General features: G+C 70.3%; 18 protein-coding genes. 11 read left to right on the top strand and 7 right to left on the bottom strand.

Annotated features, from left to right (window positions below; all coding sequences use genetic code 11):
• The first annotated feature begins 106 nt into the window (after positions 1-106).
• Both fgd and ABN611_RS10685 read left to right on the top strand, forming a co-directional pair.
• A complete protein-coding gene (fgd, locus tag ABN611_RS10690) occupies positions 107-1,111 on the top strand; it encodes a glucose-6-phosphate dehydrogenase (coenzyme-F420) (protein WP_350279664.1) in 1,005 nt (334 codons plus the stop codon).
• Positions 1,112-1,155: 44 nt separating this feature from the next.
• Positions 1,156-1,731, top strand: coding sequence for a GNAT family N-acetyltransferase (locus ABN611_RS10685; protein ID WP_350279663.1), 576 nt, complete (start codon positions 1,156-1,158; stop codon positions 1,729-1,731).
• A gap of 10 nt (positions 1,732-1,741) precedes the next feature.
• Here ABN611_RS10685 and ABN611_RS10680 read toward each other — a convergent pair whose 3' ends face one another.
• On the bottom strand, positions 1,742-2,503 hold the full coding sequence (locus ABN611_RS10680) for an IclR family transcriptional regulator (protein ID WP_350279662.1): 762 nt from the start codon (positions 2,501-2,503) through the stop codon (positions 1,742-1,744).
• Between the two features lie 112 nt (positions 2,504-2,615).
• Between ABN611_RS10680 and ABN611_RS10675 the strand changes: the two genes are divergently transcribed.
• From ABN611_RS10675 to ABN611_RS10640, 8 genes are all read left to right on the top strand, one after another.
• A complete protein-coding gene (locus tag ABN611_RS10675; RefSeq protein ID WP_350279661.1) occupies positions 2,616-3,821 on the top strand; it encodes an aldolase/citrate lyase family protein in 1,206 nt (401 codons plus the stop codon).
• 10 nt (positions 3,822-3,831) lie between these two features.
• Entirely contained in the window at positions 3,832-4,074 is a 243-nt protein-coding gene (locus tag ABN611_RS10670; RefSeq protein WP_350279660.1) for a thiamine-binding protein, read from the top strand.
• Positions 4,067-4,429, top strand: coding sequence for a helix-turn-helix domain-containing protein (locus ABN611_RS10665; protein ID WP_350279659.1), 363 nt, complete (start codon positions 4,067-4,069; stop codon positions 4,427-4,429). The genes ABN611_RS10670 and ABN611_RS10665 overlap by 8 nt, the downstream gene beginning before the upstream one ends.
• A gap of 89 nt (positions 4,430-4,518) precedes the next feature.
• Positions 4,519-5,013, top strand: coding sequence for a 2-oxo-4-hydroxy-4-carboxy-5-ureidoimidazoline decarboxylase (gene uraD / locus ABN611_RS10660; protein WP_350279658.1), 495 nt, complete (start codon positions 4,519-4,521; stop codon positions 5,011-5,013).
• On the top strand, positions 5,010-5,327 hold the full coding sequence (gene uraH, locus ABN611_RS10655) for a hydroxyisourate hydrolase (protein WP_350279657.1): 318 nt from the start codon (positions 5,010-5,012) through the stop codon (positions 5,325-5,327). Before uraD (ABN611_RS10660) ends, uraH begins: the two co-directional genes overlap by 4 nt.
• A gap of 6 nt (positions 5,328-5,333) precedes the next feature.
• The gene (gene pucL, locus ABN611_RS10650; RefSeq protein WP_350279656.1) at positions 5,334-6,227 is read left to right on the top strand and encodes a factor-independent urate hydroxylase; all 894 of its coding nucleotides are present in this window, start codon (positions 5,334-5,336) and stop codon (positions 6,225-6,227) included.
• Entirely contained in the window at positions 6,224-7,567 is a 1,344-nt protein-coding gene (locus tag ABN611_RS10645; protein ID WP_350279655.1) for an 8-oxoguanine deaminase, read from the top strand. Before pucL ends, ABN611_RS10645 begins: the two co-directional genes overlap by 4 nt.
• A 117-nt stretch (positions 7,568-7,684) precedes the next feature.
• A complete protein-coding gene (locus ABN611_RS10640; RefSeq protein WP_350279654.1) occupies positions 7,685-8,668 on the top strand; it encodes a type IV toxin-antitoxin system AbiEi family antitoxin domain-containing protein in 984 nt (327 codons plus the stop codon).
• Here ABN611_RS10640 and guaD read toward each other — a convergent pair whose 3' ends face one another.
• From guaD to ABN611_RS10610, 6 genes are all read right to left on the bottom strand, one after another.
• Positions 8,669-9,949: a guanine deaminase gene (gene guaD / locus ABN611_RS10635; protein WP_350279653.1), complete on the bottom strand. Its 1,281-nt coding sequence runs from the start codon at positions 9,947-9,949 to the stop codon at positions 8,669-8,671.
• Positions 9,946-10,842 (bottom strand): xanthine dehydrogenase accessory protein XdhC, encoded by an 897-nt coding sequence (xdhC, locus tag ABN611_RS10630; protein ID WP_350279652.1) that lies wholly within the window; start codon positions 10,840-10,842, stop codon positions 9,946-9,948. Before xdhC ends, guaD begins: the two co-directional genes overlap by 4 nt.
• Positions 10,830-13,169, bottom strand: a complete 2,340-nt coding sequence (gene xdhB, locus ABN611_RS10625) for a xanthine dehydrogenase molybdopterin binding subunit (RefSeq protein WP_350279651.1) — start codon at positions 13,167-13,169, stop codon at positions 10,830-10,832. The genes xdhC and xdhB overlap by 13 nt, the downstream gene beginning before the upstream one ends.
• Positions 13,166-14,602 (bottom strand): FAD binding domain-containing protein, encoded by a 1,437-nt coding sequence (locus ABN611_RS10620; protein ID WP_350279650.1) that lies wholly within the window; start codon positions 14,600-14,602, stop codon positions 13,166-13,168. Before ABN611_RS10620 ends, xdhB begins: the two co-directional genes overlap by 4 nt.
• On the bottom strand, positions 14,599-16,524 hold the full coding sequence (gene uraD / locus ABN611_RS10615) for a 2-oxo-4-hydroxy-4-carboxy-5-ureidoimidazoline decarboxylase (RefSeq protein WP_350279649.1): 1,926 nt from the start codon (positions 16,522-16,524) through the stop codon (positions 14,599-14,601). Before uraD (ABN611_RS10615) ends, ABN611_RS10620 begins: the two co-directional genes overlap by 4 nt.
• Before the next feature lie 141 nt (positions 16,525-16,665).
• A complete protein-coding gene (locus ABN611_RS10610) occupies positions 16,666-18,198 on the bottom strand; it encodes a helix-turn-helix domain-containing protein (RefSeq protein ID WP_350279648.1) in 1,533 nt (510 codons plus the stop codon).
• A gap of 155 nt (positions 18,199-18,353) precedes the next feature.
• Between ABN611_RS10610 and ABN611_RS10605 the strand changes: the two genes are divergently transcribed.
• Complete coding sequence (locus ABN611_RS10605; RefSeq protein WP_350279647.1) at positions 18,354-19,166, top strand: TIM barrel protein; 813 nt, start codon at positions 18,354-18,356, stop codon at positions 19,164-19,166.
• Positions 19,167-19,168 lie beyond the last annotated feature (2 nt).

The raw sequence follows: 19,168 nt of genomic DNA, 5'->3' as shown, positions 1-19,168 counted from the left end.
ATCCTGTCCGACGCCCGCTGCCGGAGTCAATCAGCCGCGCGGCATAAAGTCGGACCCGGACGCGGTTGTCCTTCGGAGTGCGGGCAGACGAGGTTGGGAGCAGAGGGTGAGCATTCGGGTCGGGTACAAGGCGTCGGCGGAGCAGTTCGGGCCGCGGGAGTTGGTGGAGTACTCCGTTCGGGCCGAGGAGCTCGGGCTCGACAGCGTGACCGTGTCGGACCACTTCCTGCCGTGGCGGCACGAGGGCGGCCACGCGCCGTTCGCGCTCGCCTGGCTGGCGGCGGTCGGTGAGCGGACCGACCGGGTGCTGCTCGGTACGTCGGTGCTCACGCCGACGTTCCGGTACAACCCGGCGGTGATCGCGCAGGCGTTCGCGACGCTCGGCGAGCTGTACCCGGGCCGGGTGATGCTCGGCGTCGGCACCGGCGAGGCGCTGAACGAGATCGCGGTGTCGGGGATGGAGTGGCCGGAGTTCAAGGAGCGGTTCGCCCGGCTCCGGGAGGCGGTGCAGCTGATCCGCGACCTGTGGACGAAGGACGGCGTCAGCTCCGAGGGGCCGTTCTACAAGACCGTCGACGCGTTCATCTACGACCGGCCGGAGACGCCGCTGAAGGTGTACGTCGCCGCGGGCGGGCCGCTGGTCGCGAAGTACGCCGGGCGCGCCGGTGACGGGTTCATCGCGACGTCCGGCAAGGGCATGGAGCTGTACACCGAGAAGCTGATCCCCGCCGTCAAGGAGGGCGCGGAGAAGGCCGGGAAGAAGTTCGAGGACCTCGACCGGATGCTCGAGGTGAAGGTCTCCTACGACCGCGACCCGAAGCTCGCGCTGGAGAACACCCGGTTCTGGGCGCCGCTGTCGCTGACGCCGGAGCAGAAGCACAGCGTGACGAGTGCGACCGAGATGGAGCGGCTGGCCGACGAGCTGCCGATCGAGCAGGTCGCGAAGCGCTGGATCGTGGCGTCGGACCCCGACGAGGTCGTGAAGCAGTTCCAGCCGTACCTCGACGCCGGGTTCAACCACTTCGTCGTGCACGGGCCGGGGCAGGACCAGGAGCGGTTCCTGACCCAGTTCACCGAGGATGTTCTGCCGTTGCTGCGCAAACTGTCTTGAGTCCTGTCTTGAGTCCTGGGGGCACCCGGCCGGACAATCGGCGGGTGCCCGACTTCCAGATCGTCCGCGACGACGACCCGCGGTGCGCCGAGCTCGAAGCAGCCGGCTACCGCGTGGTCGGCGAGTCGTGGGCGGTCCGGTTGTCCGACCCGGACCGTGAACTGCTGGAATCCGCCGTACGACGGGCCGTCGCCGGCGGCCTGACCATCCGCGAACTCGGGCCCGAGGCCGCCGCCGACCTGCACGCGCTGGAGAAGCGGAACGAGGCCGACTACCCGGACACGCCCGCGACCCACCACGAGGTGGGCGAGCTCGCGGACACGCGGGCGCTCTGGCCGGAGCACCGCGTCTTCGGGGCGTTCGAGGGCAACCGGCTGGTCGGCGCCACCGTGATCCGCCAGAAGGACGGCTTCGGCGACACGAAGTTCACCTCGGTACTGGCCACGCACCGCCGCCGCGGCGTCGCCCAGGCCGTCAAGGCCGCCTCGATCCTCGCCTTCCTCGACATCGGCATCACCCGCTTCAGCACCGGCGGAGCCGCCGCCAACCAGGCCAGCCTCCAGGCGAACCAGTCCCTCGGCTACAAGCTCACCGAACACTGGCGCACCTACGCTCCCTAGCGTCCGCAGCTCAGCGCAGGTCTTCCGAGAGCGCCTTGGCGGCCTGGGTGAGGAGGGGGACGGCTTGTTCGACGAGGGACTCGGTCATGCGGCCGGCGGGGCCGGAGATGGAGATGGCCAAGGGGGACGGGGCGTCGGGGACGGCGACTGCGACGCAGCGGACGCCGACCTCCTGCTCGCCCTCGTCGGTCGCGTAGCCGGTGTCGGAAGCCTGGTGGAGCTGGGCGGTGAAGGCGTCCGGCGTGGTGAGGGTGTTGTCGGTGTGCTTCGGCATGCCGGTGCGCCGCAGGAGTTCGCGGACCTCGGCTTCCGGGTACTGCGCGAGGATCGCCTTGCCGACCGCGGTGCAGTGCGGGAGGACGCGGCGGCCGACCTCGGTGAACATCCGCATCGAGTGCCGGGACGGGACCTGGGCGAGGTACACGACCTGGTCGCCGTCGAGCATCGCCATGTTCGCGGACTCGCCGAGTTCGTCGACGAGCCGGGCCAGGTGCGGCCGGGCGAACACACTGAGCATGTGCGACGAACTCTCCCCGAGCCGGATCAGCTTCGGGCCGAGCACGTACTGCCGCGACGGCTCCTGCCGCAGGTAGCCGAGGTCGACCAGGGTGCGAACCAGCCGGTGGATCGTCGGCAGCGGCAGGCCGGAGGCGGTGGCCAACTGCGACAGCCCCATCATGCCGCCCGCGTCGGCCATCGTCTCGAGCAGCCCGAACGCGCGCTCGATCGACTGCACGCTGCCGGTACGGCCCTTGCCGTTCGTCTCCGTCATCACGACCACCTTTCCGGATCACGGAAGTTTAGCGCCAGATCCCGGAAGCCCAGGCCCTTGTTCCTTCCGCAAAGTAGATAATAGTCTCCGCAATACGGAAAAGGAGGCTGTAGTGAGCCTGGATGACCTGCTGACCGAGCTCGACCGGCGCCTGGCCGCCGCGGACGCGGCGCTGACCGCCGACTACCGCGGTGACCGCGGCGTCCGGCAACCCGTCCACACCGTCTACGTCCCCGCCGACCGGTACGACGTACACACCGTCGAGGACTGGGCCGCGCAGGCGCGCGCCGTCCTGGAGGCGTACGCCGGGTCGGCCGCGGAGTTCGCGAAGGTGCTGGACCTGCCGCCGGAGTTCGCGGACGAGCTGTACGACCGGGTCCGGGCGAAGCTCGACCGCGAGCCGATCGAGGACCTCCGGATCGACTTCGAGGACGGGTACGGCAACCGCCCCGACGACGAGGAGGATGCGGCCGCGATCGCCGCGGCGCAGGCGCTCGCGACCGGCAACCGGACGCCGTACGCCGGGCTCCGGATCAAGTCGCTCGAAGCGCCGACCAGACGCCGCGGGGTACGGACGCTCGACCTGTTCCTGCAGCACCTGGGCGCGATCGACGACGGCTTCGTGATCACGTTGCCGAAGGTGACGTCGGTCGAGCAGGTCGAGGCGATGGTGCTGGTCCTGGAGACGCTCGAGCAGCAGCGCGGCCTGCCGCGGCTGAAGTTCGAGATCCAGGTCGAGACCCCGCAGGCGATCCTCGGCGCGGACGGCACCGCCCTGATCGCGCGGATGATCAAGGCCGGCGGCCCGCGCGTCACCGGGCTGCACTACGGCACCTACGACTACTCGGCCTCGCTCGGCGTCGCGGCGGCGTACCAGAGCATGGAGCATCCGGTCGCGGATCACGCCAAGGACGTCATGCAGCTCGCGGCGGCCGGCACCGGGGTGTTCGTGTCCGATGGTTCGACCAACGTTCTCCCGGTCGGCGACGCGGTGCACGACGCGTGGCGCCTGCATTTCCGGCTGGTACGGCGTTCGCTCGCTCGCGGCATCTACCAGGGCTGGGACATGCACCCCGCGCAGCTCCCGACCCGGTTCGCGGCGACGTACCTGTTCTATCGGGAAGGTTTCGACCAGGCCGCGCAACGTCTCCGCGCGTACCTCGGCCACGGCGAGTCCGGGTACCTCGACGAGCCGGCCACCGCGGCCGCGCTCGCCGGTTTCGTCCTCCGCGGCATCGAGTGCGGCGCGCTCGAGACGACCGAGTTCGACACCGCCGAGCTCGCGAAACTGGCGCGCCGGGCGGTCCCGGAGAGCTAGCCTCGACGACATGCGACTGGTTGCGGAGTTCACCACCGAACCCTTCGACGTCGACGAGAACTCGCCGCCCGCGCACGCCACCGAGGCGCTGCGGGTGGCGGAGGCGGCCGGGCTCGACTGCGACTTCGGCCCGCTCGGTACGCAGGTCAGCGGCGAGCAGGAGCTCCTCCTCGCCGCCCTCCCGAAGGTGCTCGACGCCGCGTTCGGCGGCGGCGCGAGCCAGGTGACGCTGCAGGTACGGCGCGATGCCTGAGCCGCACCCCCTGGTCCAGGCGATCACGCCGCTCGTCGAACGGCTGAACGCCGAGCTCGTCGCGCCCGCGGACGCCCGCGCGGACGACGTGAAGCTGGAGTGGGAAGGCGAGCCCGTGGTCGCCGTACGCCTGCAGCCGAAGGCCCCGGAAGGTGGTGTGCACAGCTTGCTCGCGGAGGTCGCCGAGGAGCTGGGTGGGCCGTTGCGCGACCTGTCCCGGCACGAGAAGCAGCAGGCGGTGCTGCTGCTGGAGTCCCGCGGTGCCTTCGAGTACCGGAAGTCGGCGGAGACCGTCGCCGAGGCGCTCGGCGTCACGCGCTTCACCGTCTACAACTACCTGAACCGCGCCCGCTGAATTTCAACAAACTGTTGACGGCAGGCCCGGCGGGTGTCACGCTCTCGTCATACGGAAAGTTGATTTCGGGATTCGAGAAGGTGTGATTCGTGGACCTGGAGGAGTTCAACTCCACTCCGACCGACCGGTTGCGGCCGGCGCTGGCGGCCTGTTGTGACGTGCCCCGCTGGGTCGACGCGATCCTCGCCAAGCGGCCGTACGGCGACCTCGCCGCACTGACCGCGGTCGCGGACCAGGGCTTGCGCGAGCTCGACGACGACGAGGTCGATCGGGCGCTGCAGGCGCATCCGCGGATCGGCGACCGGCCGCGGGGCACGGGCACCGACGCGGCCTGGTCGCGGTCCGAGCAGTCCGGCGTCGGCGACGAGCCCGACGTCCGGCAGGAACTTGCCGAGGGCAACCGTCAGTACGAGGAGCGGTTCGGCCGGGTGTTCCTGATCTGTGCGACCGGACTGTCCGCGGCACAGATGCTGAGCAGTCTGCGGACCCGGCTCACGCACGACGACGCGACCGAGGCGGCGGTGGTCCACGAGGAGCTGCGCAAGATCGCGCTGCTCCGCTTGAGCAAGGTGGTGGCGGCATGAGCTCCTTGTCCACGCACGTCCTCGACACGGCGCTCGGGCGACCGGCGGCGCGGGTTCCGGTGCGGCTCTACGACGGCGACGTCATCCGCGCGACCGGCGCGACCGACGACGACGGCCGGATCGCCGAACTGGCGCCCGAGCTCGCCGCCGGCACGTACCGGCTCTGGTTCGACGTCGCGACGTACGCGAAGGAGACCGGTCAGGACTTCTTCTTTCCCGAGGTCTCCGTGACCTTCACGGTCGCCGGCGAGCGGCACTACCACGTCCCGTTGCTGCTCAGCCCGTTCGCGTTTTCCACCTACCGAGGGAGCTGACCTCAGATGGCCATCCACCTGGGCGCCAACCAGTACGGCAAAGCCGAGAACCGCGTCGTCCGCGTCTACCGCGACACGCCCCGGCACCAGATCCGCGACCTGAACGTCTCGACCGCGCTCCGCGGCGACTTCGAGGCGGCGCACACGACCGGCGAGCAGGGCGACGTGCTGCCGACCGACACGCAGAAGAACACCGCGTTCGCGTTCGCGAAGGAGAAGGGCATCGGCGCGATCGAGGACTACGCGCTGACCCTCGGCGCGCACTTCCTGGACGCGTCGCCGGCGGCGCAGGGCGCGCGGATCGAGGTCGAGGAGTACGCCTGGGAGCGGATCGACGACCACGATCACGCGTTCGTCCGGACCGGCGGCGGCGTCCGGAACACGGTCGTCAACGTGGAGGGCCGGGGCGCGGAGCGGAAGGCGTACGTCGTCTCGGGGATCAGCGATCTCGTCGTACTGAAGTCGACCGGGTCGGAGTTCCACGGGTTCCTGAAGGACAAGTACACGACGCTGCAGGAGACCAACGACCGGATCCTGGCGACGTCGCTGGTTGCGCGGTGGCGCTACGACCACACCGAGGTCGATTGGGACAAGTCGTACGACGGGATCAAGCGGCTGCTGCTCGCGCAGTTCGCGAACATCCACAGCCTGGCGCTGCAGCAGACGCTGTACGGGATGGGCTCGGCGGTGCTGGAGCAGCACCCGGAGGTGGCCGAGATCAAGTTCTCGGCGCCGAACAAGCACCACTTCCTGGTCGACCTCTCGCCGTTCGGGGTCGAGAACCCGGGCGAGGTCTTCATCGCCGCCGACCGCCCGTACGGGCTGATCGAGGCGACCGTGACGCGCGACGACGCGAGCGACGCGGGTTCCGCCTGGCACGCGACGCCGGGCTTCTGTTGAGCACGATCGTGATCGAGGGCGCCTACGTGGCGACCCTCGATCCGTCCCGGCGCGAGTTCGTCGGCCATGTGGTTGCTGAAGGCAATCGCCTGGTGGCGGTCGGCCCGGGGAGCGCGCCGGCGTACGACGATGCTCGGGTCGTGGACGGGCGCGGATGTCTCGTCACACCTGGGTTCGTGAACACGCATCAGCACCTGTACCAGTGGGTGACGCGCGGGCTCGCCGCCGACGCGACGCTCTTCGAGTGGCTGACGAGGCTGTACCCGGTCTGGGCGCGGATCACCGAGGAGTCCGTGTACGTCGCGGCGCGGGCGGCGCTCGCCCAACTCGCGCGCACCGGCTGCACGACGGTTGCCGATCACCACTATGTCTTCCCGCGGGGCGCCGGCGATCTGCTCGGCGCCGAGATCGCGGCGGCGCGGGAGATCGGCCTGCGGTTCCACCCGGCGCGCGGGTCGATGGACCGTGGACAGAAGGACGGCGGGCTGCCGCCGGACTCGGTGGTCGAGGACTGCGACGAGATCCTCGCCGCGACCGAGGCCGCGATCGACCGCTGGCACGACCCGTCGCCGGACTCGATGCTGCAGGTCGTGGTCGCGCCGTGCTCGCCGTTCAGTGTCAGCGGGGAGCTGATGCGCGAGTCGGCCGAGTTGGCCCGGCGTCGCGGCGTACGGCTGCACACGCATCTCGCCGAGACCACCGACGAGACGGAGTGGTGCCTGAAGACGTACGGCTGCACGCCGCTCGAGTACGCCGAACGCGTCGGGTGGACCGGTTCCGACGTGTGGTTCGCGCACGGGATCCACTTCGACGACACGGAGATCAAGCACCTCGGCAGCACCGGTACGGGCGTGGCGCACTGCCCCAGCTCGAACGCCCGCCTCGGCGCCGGCATCGCCCGCACCGCCGACCTCCGCTCAGCCGGCGCCCCAGTAGGCCTCGGCGTGGACGGCGCCGCCAGCAACGAATCCGGCAGCCTCGTCGAAGAACTCCGCCACGCCCTCCTCTTCGCCAGAGCCCGCGGCGGCCCGCAATCCCTCACCGTCCGCGCGGCCCTGGAGATGGCCACCCTCGACGGCGCCCGCATCCTCGGCCGCTCCGCCGACATCGGCTCCCTGGAACCCGGCAAACAAGCCGACCTCGCCGTCTGGGACCTCACCACCCTCCCCCACACCGGCATCCCCGACCCCATCGCCGCCCTGACCCTCTCCACACCCCCACCCCTACGCCTCCTCCTCGTCAACGGCACCCCCGTCGTAGAGCACGACGTACTCCAAACCGCCGACGAACCCACCCTCACGGCTGCCACCGCCCGCACCCAAGCGACGCTCTGCCGCTGATTGCGACAACTGCCGGTATGGCGGAACACGTCGTGCGGTGTTCCGCCATACCGGCGGTTGTCCACAGCTGTGCGATCGCGTGTCCAGCGGGTGGGCGACGCGTGCATCTTCTCGGGCATGAACAGGCGATTGGAAGTGATCGCGGCCAGGCGCGGCGGGTGGTTCACTCGTCAGGACACGCGCGCCGCGGGGTACAGCGAGGGCGAGTTCCGGCAGCGCGTGGACAGCGGCCGGTGGGTCAGACTGAGCTTCAACTCGTACGTCGAACCGCGCGGCTGGCCGGCCGACGAGCCGCCGTGGGACCGCGCGATCCGGCTCCATACGCTGGCCGTGCGGATGGCGAACGAGCGGCTCGGTGATGTCGTCGTGAGTCATCAGTCCGCCACGATGCTCCACGGCTTGCCGGTCTGGGGGACCGATCTGTCCAAGGTTCACTTCACTCGCGTCGCATCGGGCCGCGCTCGCAGTAGCCGGACCGTGCAGGTGCATCGCCGCACGACAGCGGTTGACGAGGTCGTCGAGTTGGGCGGTCTCAAGGTCAGTACTGTCGAGCGCGCGATCGTGGAGACCGCGTGTACGACGTCGTACGAAGTCGGTGTCGTGCTGGTCGATGCCGCGCTCCGGATGCAGTTGACGACGAAGGACGACCTGGCTGCTGTCGTACGGCGGCATTGCCGCTGGCACGGCTCGCCTGCCGCGCGGGCCGCCGTACAGTTCGCGGACGGGCTGAGTGAGTCCGTCGGAGAGTCTCGCCTGCGGGTGCTGATGGCGAATCACGGGCTGCCGACGCCGGAGCTGCAGGTGGAGATCACCGATGACGCGGGAAGGTTGATCGGGCGGGTGGACTTCCTGCTCGCGGGCGCGTTGGTGGTCGAGTTCGACGGCGCGCTGAAGTACGGCGACACCGGGGAGGCGGTACTCGCGGAGAAGTGGCGCGAGGACCGGCTGCGCGAACGCGGGTACGGCGTACTCCGCGTCGGGTGGTCCGACCTGGACCGCCCGCGGGAGACCGCGGCCCGGATCTGGCGAGCGTTGTCGCGACATGCCCCGGGGTCAGGGAACACGTCATGGCGTGTGCCGCGACCCCGGGAGGTGTCGTGATCAGTGGTGCAGGAGGTCGCCGTTGATCCAGACGGCTTGGATGTCGGCGGGGGTGCCCAGGGTGAAGATTCGGGCCAGGGCTTCTTCGGTGTCTTCGGCGTGGGTGATTGCTACTGCTAGCGGGGAGCCCTCCGCCGGGCGGAGGAGTTGGGCGTCGAAGTGGTGGCCTACCGAGAGGTGGCCTACGTGGGGGAGGTCCAGGGCTTCGGCGCCGGCGGTGGTGGCCAGGTAGAGGAGGTGGGCTGCGGTGAGGGGGCGGCCGTGGTCGCCTAGGAGTTGCTGGCAGAAGTACGCCTGCAGGCCCTCCTTGAGGAGGGAGAAGCCGGTGCCGGCGCCTACGTCGGAGCCCAGGGCCACGCGGACGCCGTACTGCAGGTGGCGGTTCAGTGGGAACAGGCCGCTGCCCAGCGCCGCGTTGCTGGTGGGGCAGTGGGCCACGGTCGCGCCGCTGGTGGCCAGCGTCTTGAGTTCCACATCTGTCGGGTGCACGTTGTGGGCGAGGACCGTACGGCGGTCCACCAGGCCGTGGCGGTCGTACGTCGTCACGTAGTCGCTGCCCCCGAACAGGTCGGCGACCGACGCGATCTCGGCCTCGTTCTCGTTCACGTGCGAGGTGAACAGTGCGCCGGGGATCGCCTCCATCAGCTCGTGGCATGTGGCGAGGAGCTCGTCGGTGCACGAGAGCGAGAAGCGGGGCGTGACGGCGTACCGGTTGCGGCCGACGCCGTGCCAGCGGTTCGCGAGCGCGAGCGATTCGGCGTACGCGCGGACCGGGGTGGTGAGTAGCTCCGGCCGCAGCAGCCGGTCGCTGAGTACGAGGCCGCTCGTCACCCGGAGCCCGACCTTGGACGCGGCGTCGAAGAGTGCGTCGACCGCGTCGACGTAGTGCGCGCCGAACACGAGCGCGGACGTCGTACCGGCCGCCGCTAGCCCGCGGACGAACTCGTTCGCCACGCCCGTCGCGTAGTCGACGTCGGCCATCCGCGCCTCCTCCGGCAGCGCGTACCGGTCCAGCCACTCGAGCAGCGGCAGCCCGAGCCCGCCGACCGCGCGGATCTGCGGGAAGTGCACGTGGGTGTCGACGAACCCGGGGAGTACGACGCCGTCGCGCAGATCGACGACCTGTACGGCGGGGTGCGCCTGCCGGAGTTCCGCGAACGGGCCGCGGGCGACGATCACCCCGTCCTCGACGAGCAGGCCGGCGTCGGTGTCGACGCGCAGTCCGGCGCCGTCGAACGGGTTCTCCGGCGTGTCGATGAACGTGCCACGGTAAAGAGTCATGCCTGTGCCTCACGCTGAGCCGGCGCGGGGCGACGCACGGCAGTACGAGCCGAACCGGGATGCCGGCCGGCGGATCGCGCCGGAGCGGAGTCTCGCTCGGCGATGAACTTCTGCAGGAGCCAGGCCGCGACGCTGACCGCGATCACCGCGGGCTCCTTGCCGGTGAGCTCCGGCAGGCCGATCGGGGTGGTGATGCGGGCGATCGCCTCCGGTGAGTTGCCGTCCTCGGCGAGCTTGCGCTGGAAGCGCGTCCACTTCGCACTGGAACCGATCAGCCCGATCGTGGCCAGCGCGTCGTTCCGGATCGCCGCGTCGCACAGCGCCGCGTCCTCCGCATGGTCGTGGGTCATGATCACCGCGTGCGTACCGCGCGGCAGCTCGCCGACGACCAGCTCCGGCAACACCGGCACGTTGTGCACATGGACCTGCGCTACCGCGTCGTCCAACACCGACAACCGCTCGGCCGTCAGCTGATCGGCACGCGTGTCGACCAGATGCAGCTCGACGTCGTGCCGCGCGAGGATCCGCGCCAACTCCAGTCCCACGTGCCCGATCCCGAAGATCGCCACGGACGGCACCACAGGCAACGGCTCCAGCAACAACTTCACCTCACCGCCGCAACACTGCACGCCATGCTGGTACGGCGCCTTGTCCGACAACGCCGCGGTCAGCTCCTCAGGACCGGTCACCCCAGCGGCGATCATCTCCCGCGCCCGCTCGACGGCAACCGCCTCCAGGTTGCCGCCGCCAACAGTCGACCAGACGTTGTCAACGGCAACAACCATCTTCGCTCCGGCCTCCCGCGGCGCATGCCCGCGCACCGACAGGACAGTCACGAGTACGCCGGGACGCCGCTCGGCCCGCAACCGCTGCACAGCCTTCAGCCACTCCATGAGACACCCCCACGCGCCCGCTCGACCGCCCAGTAGACCGCCTCAGGCGTGGCAGGCGACGGCAGATCAACGCTGGTACCAGCCGGCCCGAACGCGGCCGCGGCCTGCCGCAGCGCCTCCCGGACCGAGAAAGCGAGCATCAGCGGTGGCTCGCCCACAGCCTTCGACCCGTAGACGGCACCCTCCTCGTGCGCCTTCTCCAGCAGCCGCACGTTGAAGACTTCCGGCATCTCGGAGAAGCTCGGCAGCTTGTACGTGCTGGCCGCCTGCGTGGCGAGACGACCGCGCCGCTCGCCGGAGCTCTCGTCCCACCGCAGGTCCTCGAGCGTCAGCCACCCGGCGCCCTGGACGAACCCGCCCTCGATCTGCCCGATGTCGATCAACGGGCTCAGGCTGTCGCCGACGTCGTGCACGATGTCGACCCGGCGCAGCATGTACGCACCCGTGAATCCGTCGACCTCCACCTCGGACGCCGCGACGCCGTACGCGAAGTACTTGAACGGCTCGCCGCGCATCGCGTTCGCGTCCCAGTGCAGACCCTCGGTCCGGTAGAACCCGGCCGCCCACAGCTGCACGCGCTGGTGGTACGCGAGGTTGACCAGCTCGTTCCAGTCCACGCCGTCCCCGGACAGTCCGCGCACGACGCCGTCGACGAACCGTACGTCGCGCGGGCTGACCCCGAGCTTCCCGCCGGCGACCTGGGCCAGCCGCTCGCGGATCTGCTCGCAGGCGTTCTTGATCGCCGCGCCGTTCAGGTCGGCGCCCGACGACGCCGCGGTCGCCGAGGTGTTCGGCACCTTGTCGGTCCGCGTCGGCGCCAGCCGGACCCGCGCCAGCGGCACCCCGAGCGTGGTCGCCGCGACCTGCAGCATCTTCGTGTGCAGGCCCTGCCCCATCTCGGTGCCGCCGTGGTTGATCAGCACCGACCCGTCCTTGTAGACGTGCACCAGCGCCCCGGCCTGGTTGAACGCCGTCAGGTTGAACGAGATCCCGAACTTGACCGGCGTCAACGCGAGAGAACGTTTTACGAAAGCGTGTTCCGCGTTGAACGCCTCGATTTCCGCCCGCCGTACGGCGATGTCGCCACCAGTGAGCACCTGACTCCAGCACGACTCCAGCCGGTCCGCGTGCCGCACCGGCTGCCCGTACGGCGTGGAGTCGCCGGGCTGGTAGAAGTTCCGCCGCCGCAGTTCCGCGGCGTCGTACCCGAGCAGCGGTGCGCAGCGCCCGAGGATGTCCTCGATGACCAGCATCCCCTGCGGGCCGCCGAACCCGCGGAACGCGGTCTGTGACGTCTTGTTGGTCTTCGCGATCCGCCCGTCCACGCGCACGTTCGGGATCTCGTACGCGTTGTCGATGTGGCACATCGCCCGCGCCAGCACCGGCTCCGACAGGTCGAGGCTCCACCCGCCGTCGGCGGTCAGCGTCGCATCCAGAGCGACCAGCCGCCCGTCCCCGGAGAACCCGACGGTCCACGAGCTGTGGAACCCGTGCCGCTTCCCCGACATCGTCATGTCCTGCGTCCGGTTGAGCCGCAACCGGACCGGTCGCCCGGTCAGCGTCGCGCCCAGCGCGGCGATCGCGGCGAACCCGTGCGGCTGCATCTCCTTGCCGCCGAACCCGCCGCCCATCCGCAGGCACTGCACCGTCACGGAATGACTGGCCAGCCCGAGCACATGCGCAACGATCTCCTGCGTTTCCGACGGATGCTGCGTGCTCGACTGCACGAAGATCTGCCCGTACTCGTCGACCTGCGCAAGCGCCGCGTGCGTCTCGAGGTAGAAATGCTCCTGCCCGGCGAACTCGAACTCACCGCGGAACACGTGTTCCGCCCCGGCCAGCGCCCCGTCGACATCACCACGTTCCAGATGCCGCCCGATGCCCTGGAAGCTCTCGGCCGCGATCGCCTCGCGCACGGTCACCAGCGACGGCAGCGGCTCGTACTCCACCTCGACAGCCAGCGCCCCCAGCCGCGCCGCCTCCAACGTCTCCGCCAGCACCCAGCACACCGCGTGCCCGTTGAACATCACCTCACCCGGGAACAGCGGCTCGTCGTGCTTCACGCCCGCGTCGTTCACCCCCGGTACGTCGTCCGCCGTCAGTACGCGCACCACACCCGGGACGTCGTACGCCGGCTTCACCCGCAGCGCCGTCACCCGGGCGTGCGCGTACGGCGACTGCACCGGCCACGCATGCAGTACGTCGCGGGTGCGCATCACCAGGTCGTCGGTGTACAAGGCGGTTCCGGTCACGTGCAGCGCCGCGCTCTCGTGCGGCAGCGGTACGCCGACCACGGCGGCAGCCGGCCGCTCCGACAGGGAACTCATGCGCGCACCTCCTCGAAGTAGAAGCGCAGTAGCGACTGGCCGAGCATCGCGGAGCGGTACGCCGAACTCGCGCGGTGATCGTCCATCGGCGTACCCTCCGCGGCCAGCACGCCCGCCGCGGTCCGCACGGTCTCCTCGGTCCACGGTCGGCCGATCAGCGCGGCCTCGGTCTCGCGGGCCCGCAGCGGCGTCGCCGCCACACCGCCGAGGCCGATCTTCGCGTCGCGGATCATGCCGTCCGCGACGTCGACGGCGTACCCGATCGCGACACTCGAGATGTCGTCGAAGCGGCGCTTGGCGATCTTGTGGAACGCGGTGGCCGGTGCCGGCGGCAGCGGGATCACGATCGTCCTGATCAGCTCGTCTTGAGCCTTCACAGTCTGCCGGTACCCGGTGAAGTACTCCGCCAGCGCCACTTCCCGGTCGCCCCGCCGGGAGGCGAGAACCAGCTTCGCATCCAGTGCCAGGAGTGCGGGGGGCGTATCTCCGATAGGTGATCCGGTCCCCAGGTTCCCGCCGATCGTCGCGCCGTTCCGGATCAGCCGCGAGGCGAACTGCGGGAACATCTGTGCGAGCAGCGGAACCCGGCCGGCCAGGCGGCGCTCGATCTCGGTCAGTGTCAGCGCGGCGCCGAGCCGTACTTCGTTGTCCCCGAAGCTGAACTCGCGGAGCTCCTCCAGGCGGTCGATCGCGATGGTGAGCGGCGGGCGCTCGCCGAAGATGTTCACCTGGACGCCGAGATCGGTCGAACCGGCAACAACCACTGCATCGTTCCGATCGCCCAGGACCGTGAGGGCTTCGGCGAGCGAGGTGGGGCGGATGAACTCGCCCTCCGGGGACACCATCCCGGTCGGTGCGGGGGCGGGTGGGGCCGAGCTCTGCCTGGCGGCGAAGGCGTCGTTCTCCGGCGGGTTCTCCAAGGCGTACGCCGCGTCGCGGATCGGCCGGTAACCGGTACAGCGACACAGGTTCCCGCTCAACGCGTGCAGATCGAACCCGTTGGGTCCATGTTCGTGCGAGCCTTCGCACGCTGTGCGTCCGGGGCGGTAGTACTCCGCGGCCATGCTGCAGACGAAGCCCGGTGTGCAGAAGCCGCACTGGGAGCCGCCGCGGACGGCCAGTTCCTTCTGGACCGGGTGCAGTTCGGCGGGCGTACCCAGGCCCTCGGAGGTGATCACCTCCTGGCCGTCCAGCGACGCGATCGGCAGCAGGCACGCGTTCACTGCGGTCCACTCGGTCGGCGCGTCGGTGCCTGGCCGGGCGACCAGCACCGAACACGCGCCGCACTCGCCTTCCGCACAGCCTTCCTTGGCGCCGGTCAGGCCGCGGTCCCGCAGCCAGTCCAGCACGGTCGTGTGGACGGAGACGTCGCCGATCGCGGTGACCTCGCCGTTCACGGTCAGGGCGGGGGCGCGCAGAGCTTGGGTAGTCATCGGTTGGTGCTCCATCGGGTGCGTGCACTGTGGATCGGGTTGGCGTCGGACACGAAGTCGTCGAACCGGTAGCCGGCGATCTTCGCGATCTCGAGCAGCGCCGCGGCGTGCTCCTGGTTCTCGCAGTTCCCCAGCCGTTCGCGGCCCTGCTCGACGATCCGCTCGTACGACTCGGCGTCCCGCACCGAGATCACCAGCGGGAACCCGAACCGGTCCTCGTACGCCGTGGTGATCGCGGTCAGCTCGTCGCGCTCCGGGTCGCCCAGGAACGTCAGCCCCTTGTCGGACTGGTCCCGCAGCGACGCCTCGCCGCTGAGCCCGTCGGCGACGAACTGCGAACCGAGCTGCGGGTAGGCCTGGATCAGTTCCCGCTGCTCCTCGCGCGACCCGGAGAACAACGCCTCCTGGAACGACCGCCGCAGCGCGTGCGTGTCGGCGTACGGCCGCATCTCCCAGGCCCGCTCGACCGCCCAGCGCGGGCCCTGGAACAGCCCGCCGAAGGTCTCGACGAACTCCTCGCGGCTCATCGTGTTCACCTGGTCCAGCCGGATCGTGTCACCGGGCTGGCCGGCCACCGCCGGGCCGAAGTTCTTGCCGACGTGGTGGAACAGGATGTTCAGGCCGATCGCGGTCAGGCTGCCGAGCGTGATGCCGCTGCCGAAGATGATCTCGGCCCAGCCCGGCACGGCCTGCGCGACCTGCGGCTGCGCGGTCACGTACATCGCCAGCCCGACGCTGGTCGCCACGATCACGACGTTGCGGTGGTCGTGGAAGTCGACCTTCGCGAGCGTCTGGAAGCCGACCACGGCCACTGTCGCGAACATCGCCAGCGCCGCGCCGCCGAGCACCGGATGCGGTACGCCGGCCACGATCGCGCCGGCCTTCGGGAGCAGCCCGAGCAGGATCATGATCACGCCCGCGGCCGCGACCACCCAGCGGCTGCGGATCCGGGTCAGCCGGACGAGTCCGACGTTCTCCGCGAAGCAGGTGTACGGGAACGAGTTGAAGACGCCGCCGATCGTGGTCGCCAGGCCGTCGGCGCGCAGCGCCCGGGCGATGTCCTCGCGGCCGATCCGCTTCTCGACGATCTCACCGGTCGCGAACACGTCCCCGGTGGTCTCCACCGCGGTGATCAGCATCACCACGATCATCGAGATGATCGCCGCGATCGAGAACTTCGGCCAGCCGAAGTAGAACGGCTGCGTCACGCCGACCCAGGCCGCGTCGTTGACCGCGCCGAAGTGCGCGTCGCCGAACGCCCAGGCCACCAGCGTGCCGACCACCAGGCCGACCAGCACGGCGATGGTTGCCATGAACCCCTTGAACACCCGCTGGATCAGCACGATCAGCGCCAGCGTGCCGAGGGCGTAGGCCATGTTCTTGCCGCTGGTCGGAGCGGCGCCCGGGCCGGCGCCGCCGACCGCGTCCGCGGCCGCGACCGGCAGCAGCGCCAGACCGATGATCGTGATCACCGAGCCGGTCACCACCGGCGGGAAGAACCGGATCAGCTTGCTGAAGAACGGCGCGATGAAGAAGGTGGCGAGCCCGGCGACCAGGACGGCGCCGTAGATCACCAGCAGACCGTTGGTGCCGCCACCGGCCGCGAGCCCGATCGCGATCATCGGCGAGACCGCCGTGAACGTCACGCCCTGCAGCAGCGGCAGCCGGACGCCGACCTTCCAGAACCCGACGGACTGGATGATCGACGCGATGCCGCAGGTGAACAGGTCGGCGTTGATCAGGTGGATCAGCTGTTCGGTGCTGAGCCCGATCGCGCTGGCGAGCAGGATCGGTACGATCACCGCGCCGGCGTAGAACGCGAGCACGTGCTGGGTGCCGTACACGGCCAGCTTGCCCGGGGGCAGTACCTGATCAACAGGGTGGCGGCTGGCGCGGCGGCTCGGTCGCAGGACTGCCTTCATCGGGACACGCTCCTCGGGCTGCGTGGGGCGGGCGGTGTTTTGACCTGCCCCTGAGCATCGACTCAGCGCGTGCCGGATTGCACCCCGTGAACCTCCGAAGATGAACCGCCGGAGAACACCCGGTTTTGTGTGATCACACAACTACAGCGATTTGAGCGCCAGGAACACGTCCACCCGGTCCTCGAGCGTCGACAGATCGCGTCCGGTCAGTTGCTGTACGCGTTCGATCCGGTAGCGAACGGTGTTGATGTGCAGATGCAGCGTCTCCGCCGTACGGGTCCACGAGCACGAGCAGGCGAGAAACGCCTGGAGCGTGGTGAGCAGGTCGGCGTGGGTACGGCGGTCGTGGTCGAGGACGGCCCCGAGCACGCGGTTGCTGTACGTACGTCGTACGTCGTCGGGGAGTGTGGCGAGCAGCAGGACGTGGGACGCGACCTCGTCGGACGTGACCACCGAGACGGGCGAGCGGGCGGCGCCCGCCGCGCGCTGCGCGAACCGGGCCTCCTCCAGTGCGCCCGCGAGCGCGTCGACCGCGGTCTCGCCGCTGATGCCGACCGCCAGCCGGGCCCGGTTGAGGCCGGGAGCGAGGCGGCCGAAGGCCCGGCGGATGTGATCCGGGAGTTCGGGCGTGGAGGGCAGGAAGCCGACCAGCAGACCGTCCCGGCCGGGTGCGACGACGGCCGGGCCGACCGTGAGCGCCACGTCCTCGAGCAGGCTCAGCGCGACCTCGCTCGGACCGTCGTCGCGGAGCTCGGCGACCGCCACGACCATCGGCCGCTCGGAGTGTGCGCCCGCCTGCCGCAGGCGCGCGGCGACCTCGGCGTGCGGGGCGCCGGACTCCACGAGCGCCAACGCGTCGGCCACCAAGGGCCGCAGCGCGCGGCGGCCTTCGTCGCGGCGGGCACGGTCCAGCGCGGCGATCGCGCACAGCTCGTGCACGGCCTCGACATGGTCGCGGGACCACTGGTTGTAGTCGCCCTCGATCACCAGGACCCACGCGGTCAGGCGGTTTCCGAGGCCGGACCCGACCGGGAACAGGCTGTACGCCGCGTCGATCGTCAGCGCCACCGCCGGCGTCCGGTCCGCGGTCAGGAACTTCCGGGTCACCGCGTCGACGACGACCGGATCGAGCTCACCCGGACCGGGTACGACGTGCCGCCCGGTCGGCGTCAGTACCCGGCAGTCGTGCCCGATCTCGGCGGAGATCCGCGCCGCGAGTTCGTCGAGGCTGCGCCCGGCGGCGATCGACGACAGCAGCTGCCGCTGGCGCACCAGGCTGGCGGACAACCGCGCGCCCGTCTCGGCCGACCCGGCCGCCGCGACGTACTCCGTCACGTCGGCGAACGCGACCTCGATCGGCACCTCGACGAGCGTCACGTCATGCCGCCGGCACGCCTCGACCAGATCCTCCGGTACGTCGCCCAGCTGCGCCTTGCCGGCCAGGATCGTGGTCGCGCCGCGCCCCGCGACCGACGCCACGAATACCTCGCTGTCGGTCGGCTGCCGGCGCCACACGAGCCCGGTCAGCACGACCTCGCCGCCGCTCAGGTACCGCCCCGGCTCCAGCAGGTCGGTCGTCACCAGCCGCCCGATCGGACGGTCGAGTACGCCGCCCGCGGAGTACAGCAACCGCAGCCCGAGCTCGGGCGCATCCAGCAACTCGGCCAGCAACACGACGTACCTCCCGTTTAGAGGAAAGTACAACGCGCGCGCCCGCGTACGACAGCCCCGGCTCCTGTGGGTCGGCTTCTTGACGCTCTCGACCCGGCGGCTTATGGTCATTTCGCAGAACAGAAATCAAGTTCCACAATGCGGAAAGTTGGATCGGAATGAGCCACCTGCTGCGGTACACGGTGAACTGTTCGTTGCTCTTCACCGAGCTGCCCCTGCTCGAGCGGCCCGCGGCCGCCCGGCGGGCCGGGTTCAGCGCGGTGGAGTTCTGGTGGCCGTTCGTCGAGGCCGTCCCGCCGGACCGGCAGGTCGACGCGTTCGTCAGCGCGGTCACCGACGCCGGCGTGCAGCTGACCGGCCTGAACTTCTTCGCCGGCGACATGCCGGGCGGCGACCGCGGGCTGGTGTCCTGGCCGAAGCGGTCCGGGGAGTTCCGCGACAACGTCGACGTCACCGTCGGCATCGGCGAGTGCCTCGGCGCCGAGGGCTTCAACGCGCTGTACGGCAACCGCGTCGAGGGTGCCACCGAGCAGGAGCAGGACGACGTCGCCGTCGAGAACCTCGCGCTCGCCACCAAGGCCGCCGCCCGGATCGGCGCCACGGTCCTCGTCGAGCCGGTCAGCGGCGCCGAGCGGTACCCGTTGAAGGTCGCGGCCGACGCGCTGCGCGTCATCGACCGCGTCCAGGCGGCGTACGACGTACCGAATCTCGGCCTGCTCGCGGACCTGTACCACCTCGCGGTCAACGGCGACGACGTCGACCGGGTGATCGCCGAGCACACCGACCGGGTCGCGCACGTGCAGATCGCCGACAACCCGGGCCGCAACGAGCCCGGCACCGGCACGCTCCCGCTCGACCGGCAGCTCGCGGCGCTGGAGGCCAACGGCTACACCGGCCGCGTCGGTCTCGAGTACAAGCCGTCCACAACCTCAGACGCAAGCTTCGGCTGGCTGCCGTACGAGCGCCGCTGATC

It is taken from the genome of Kribbella sp. HUAS MG21, assembly GCF_040254265.1.
GTDB lineage: Bacteria > Actinomycetota > Actinomycetes > Propionibacteriales > Kribbellaceae > Kribbella.
The sequence above is the reverse complement of the archived record's forward strand: the minus strand, read 5'-3'. Positions and strand labels throughout refer to the sequence as shown.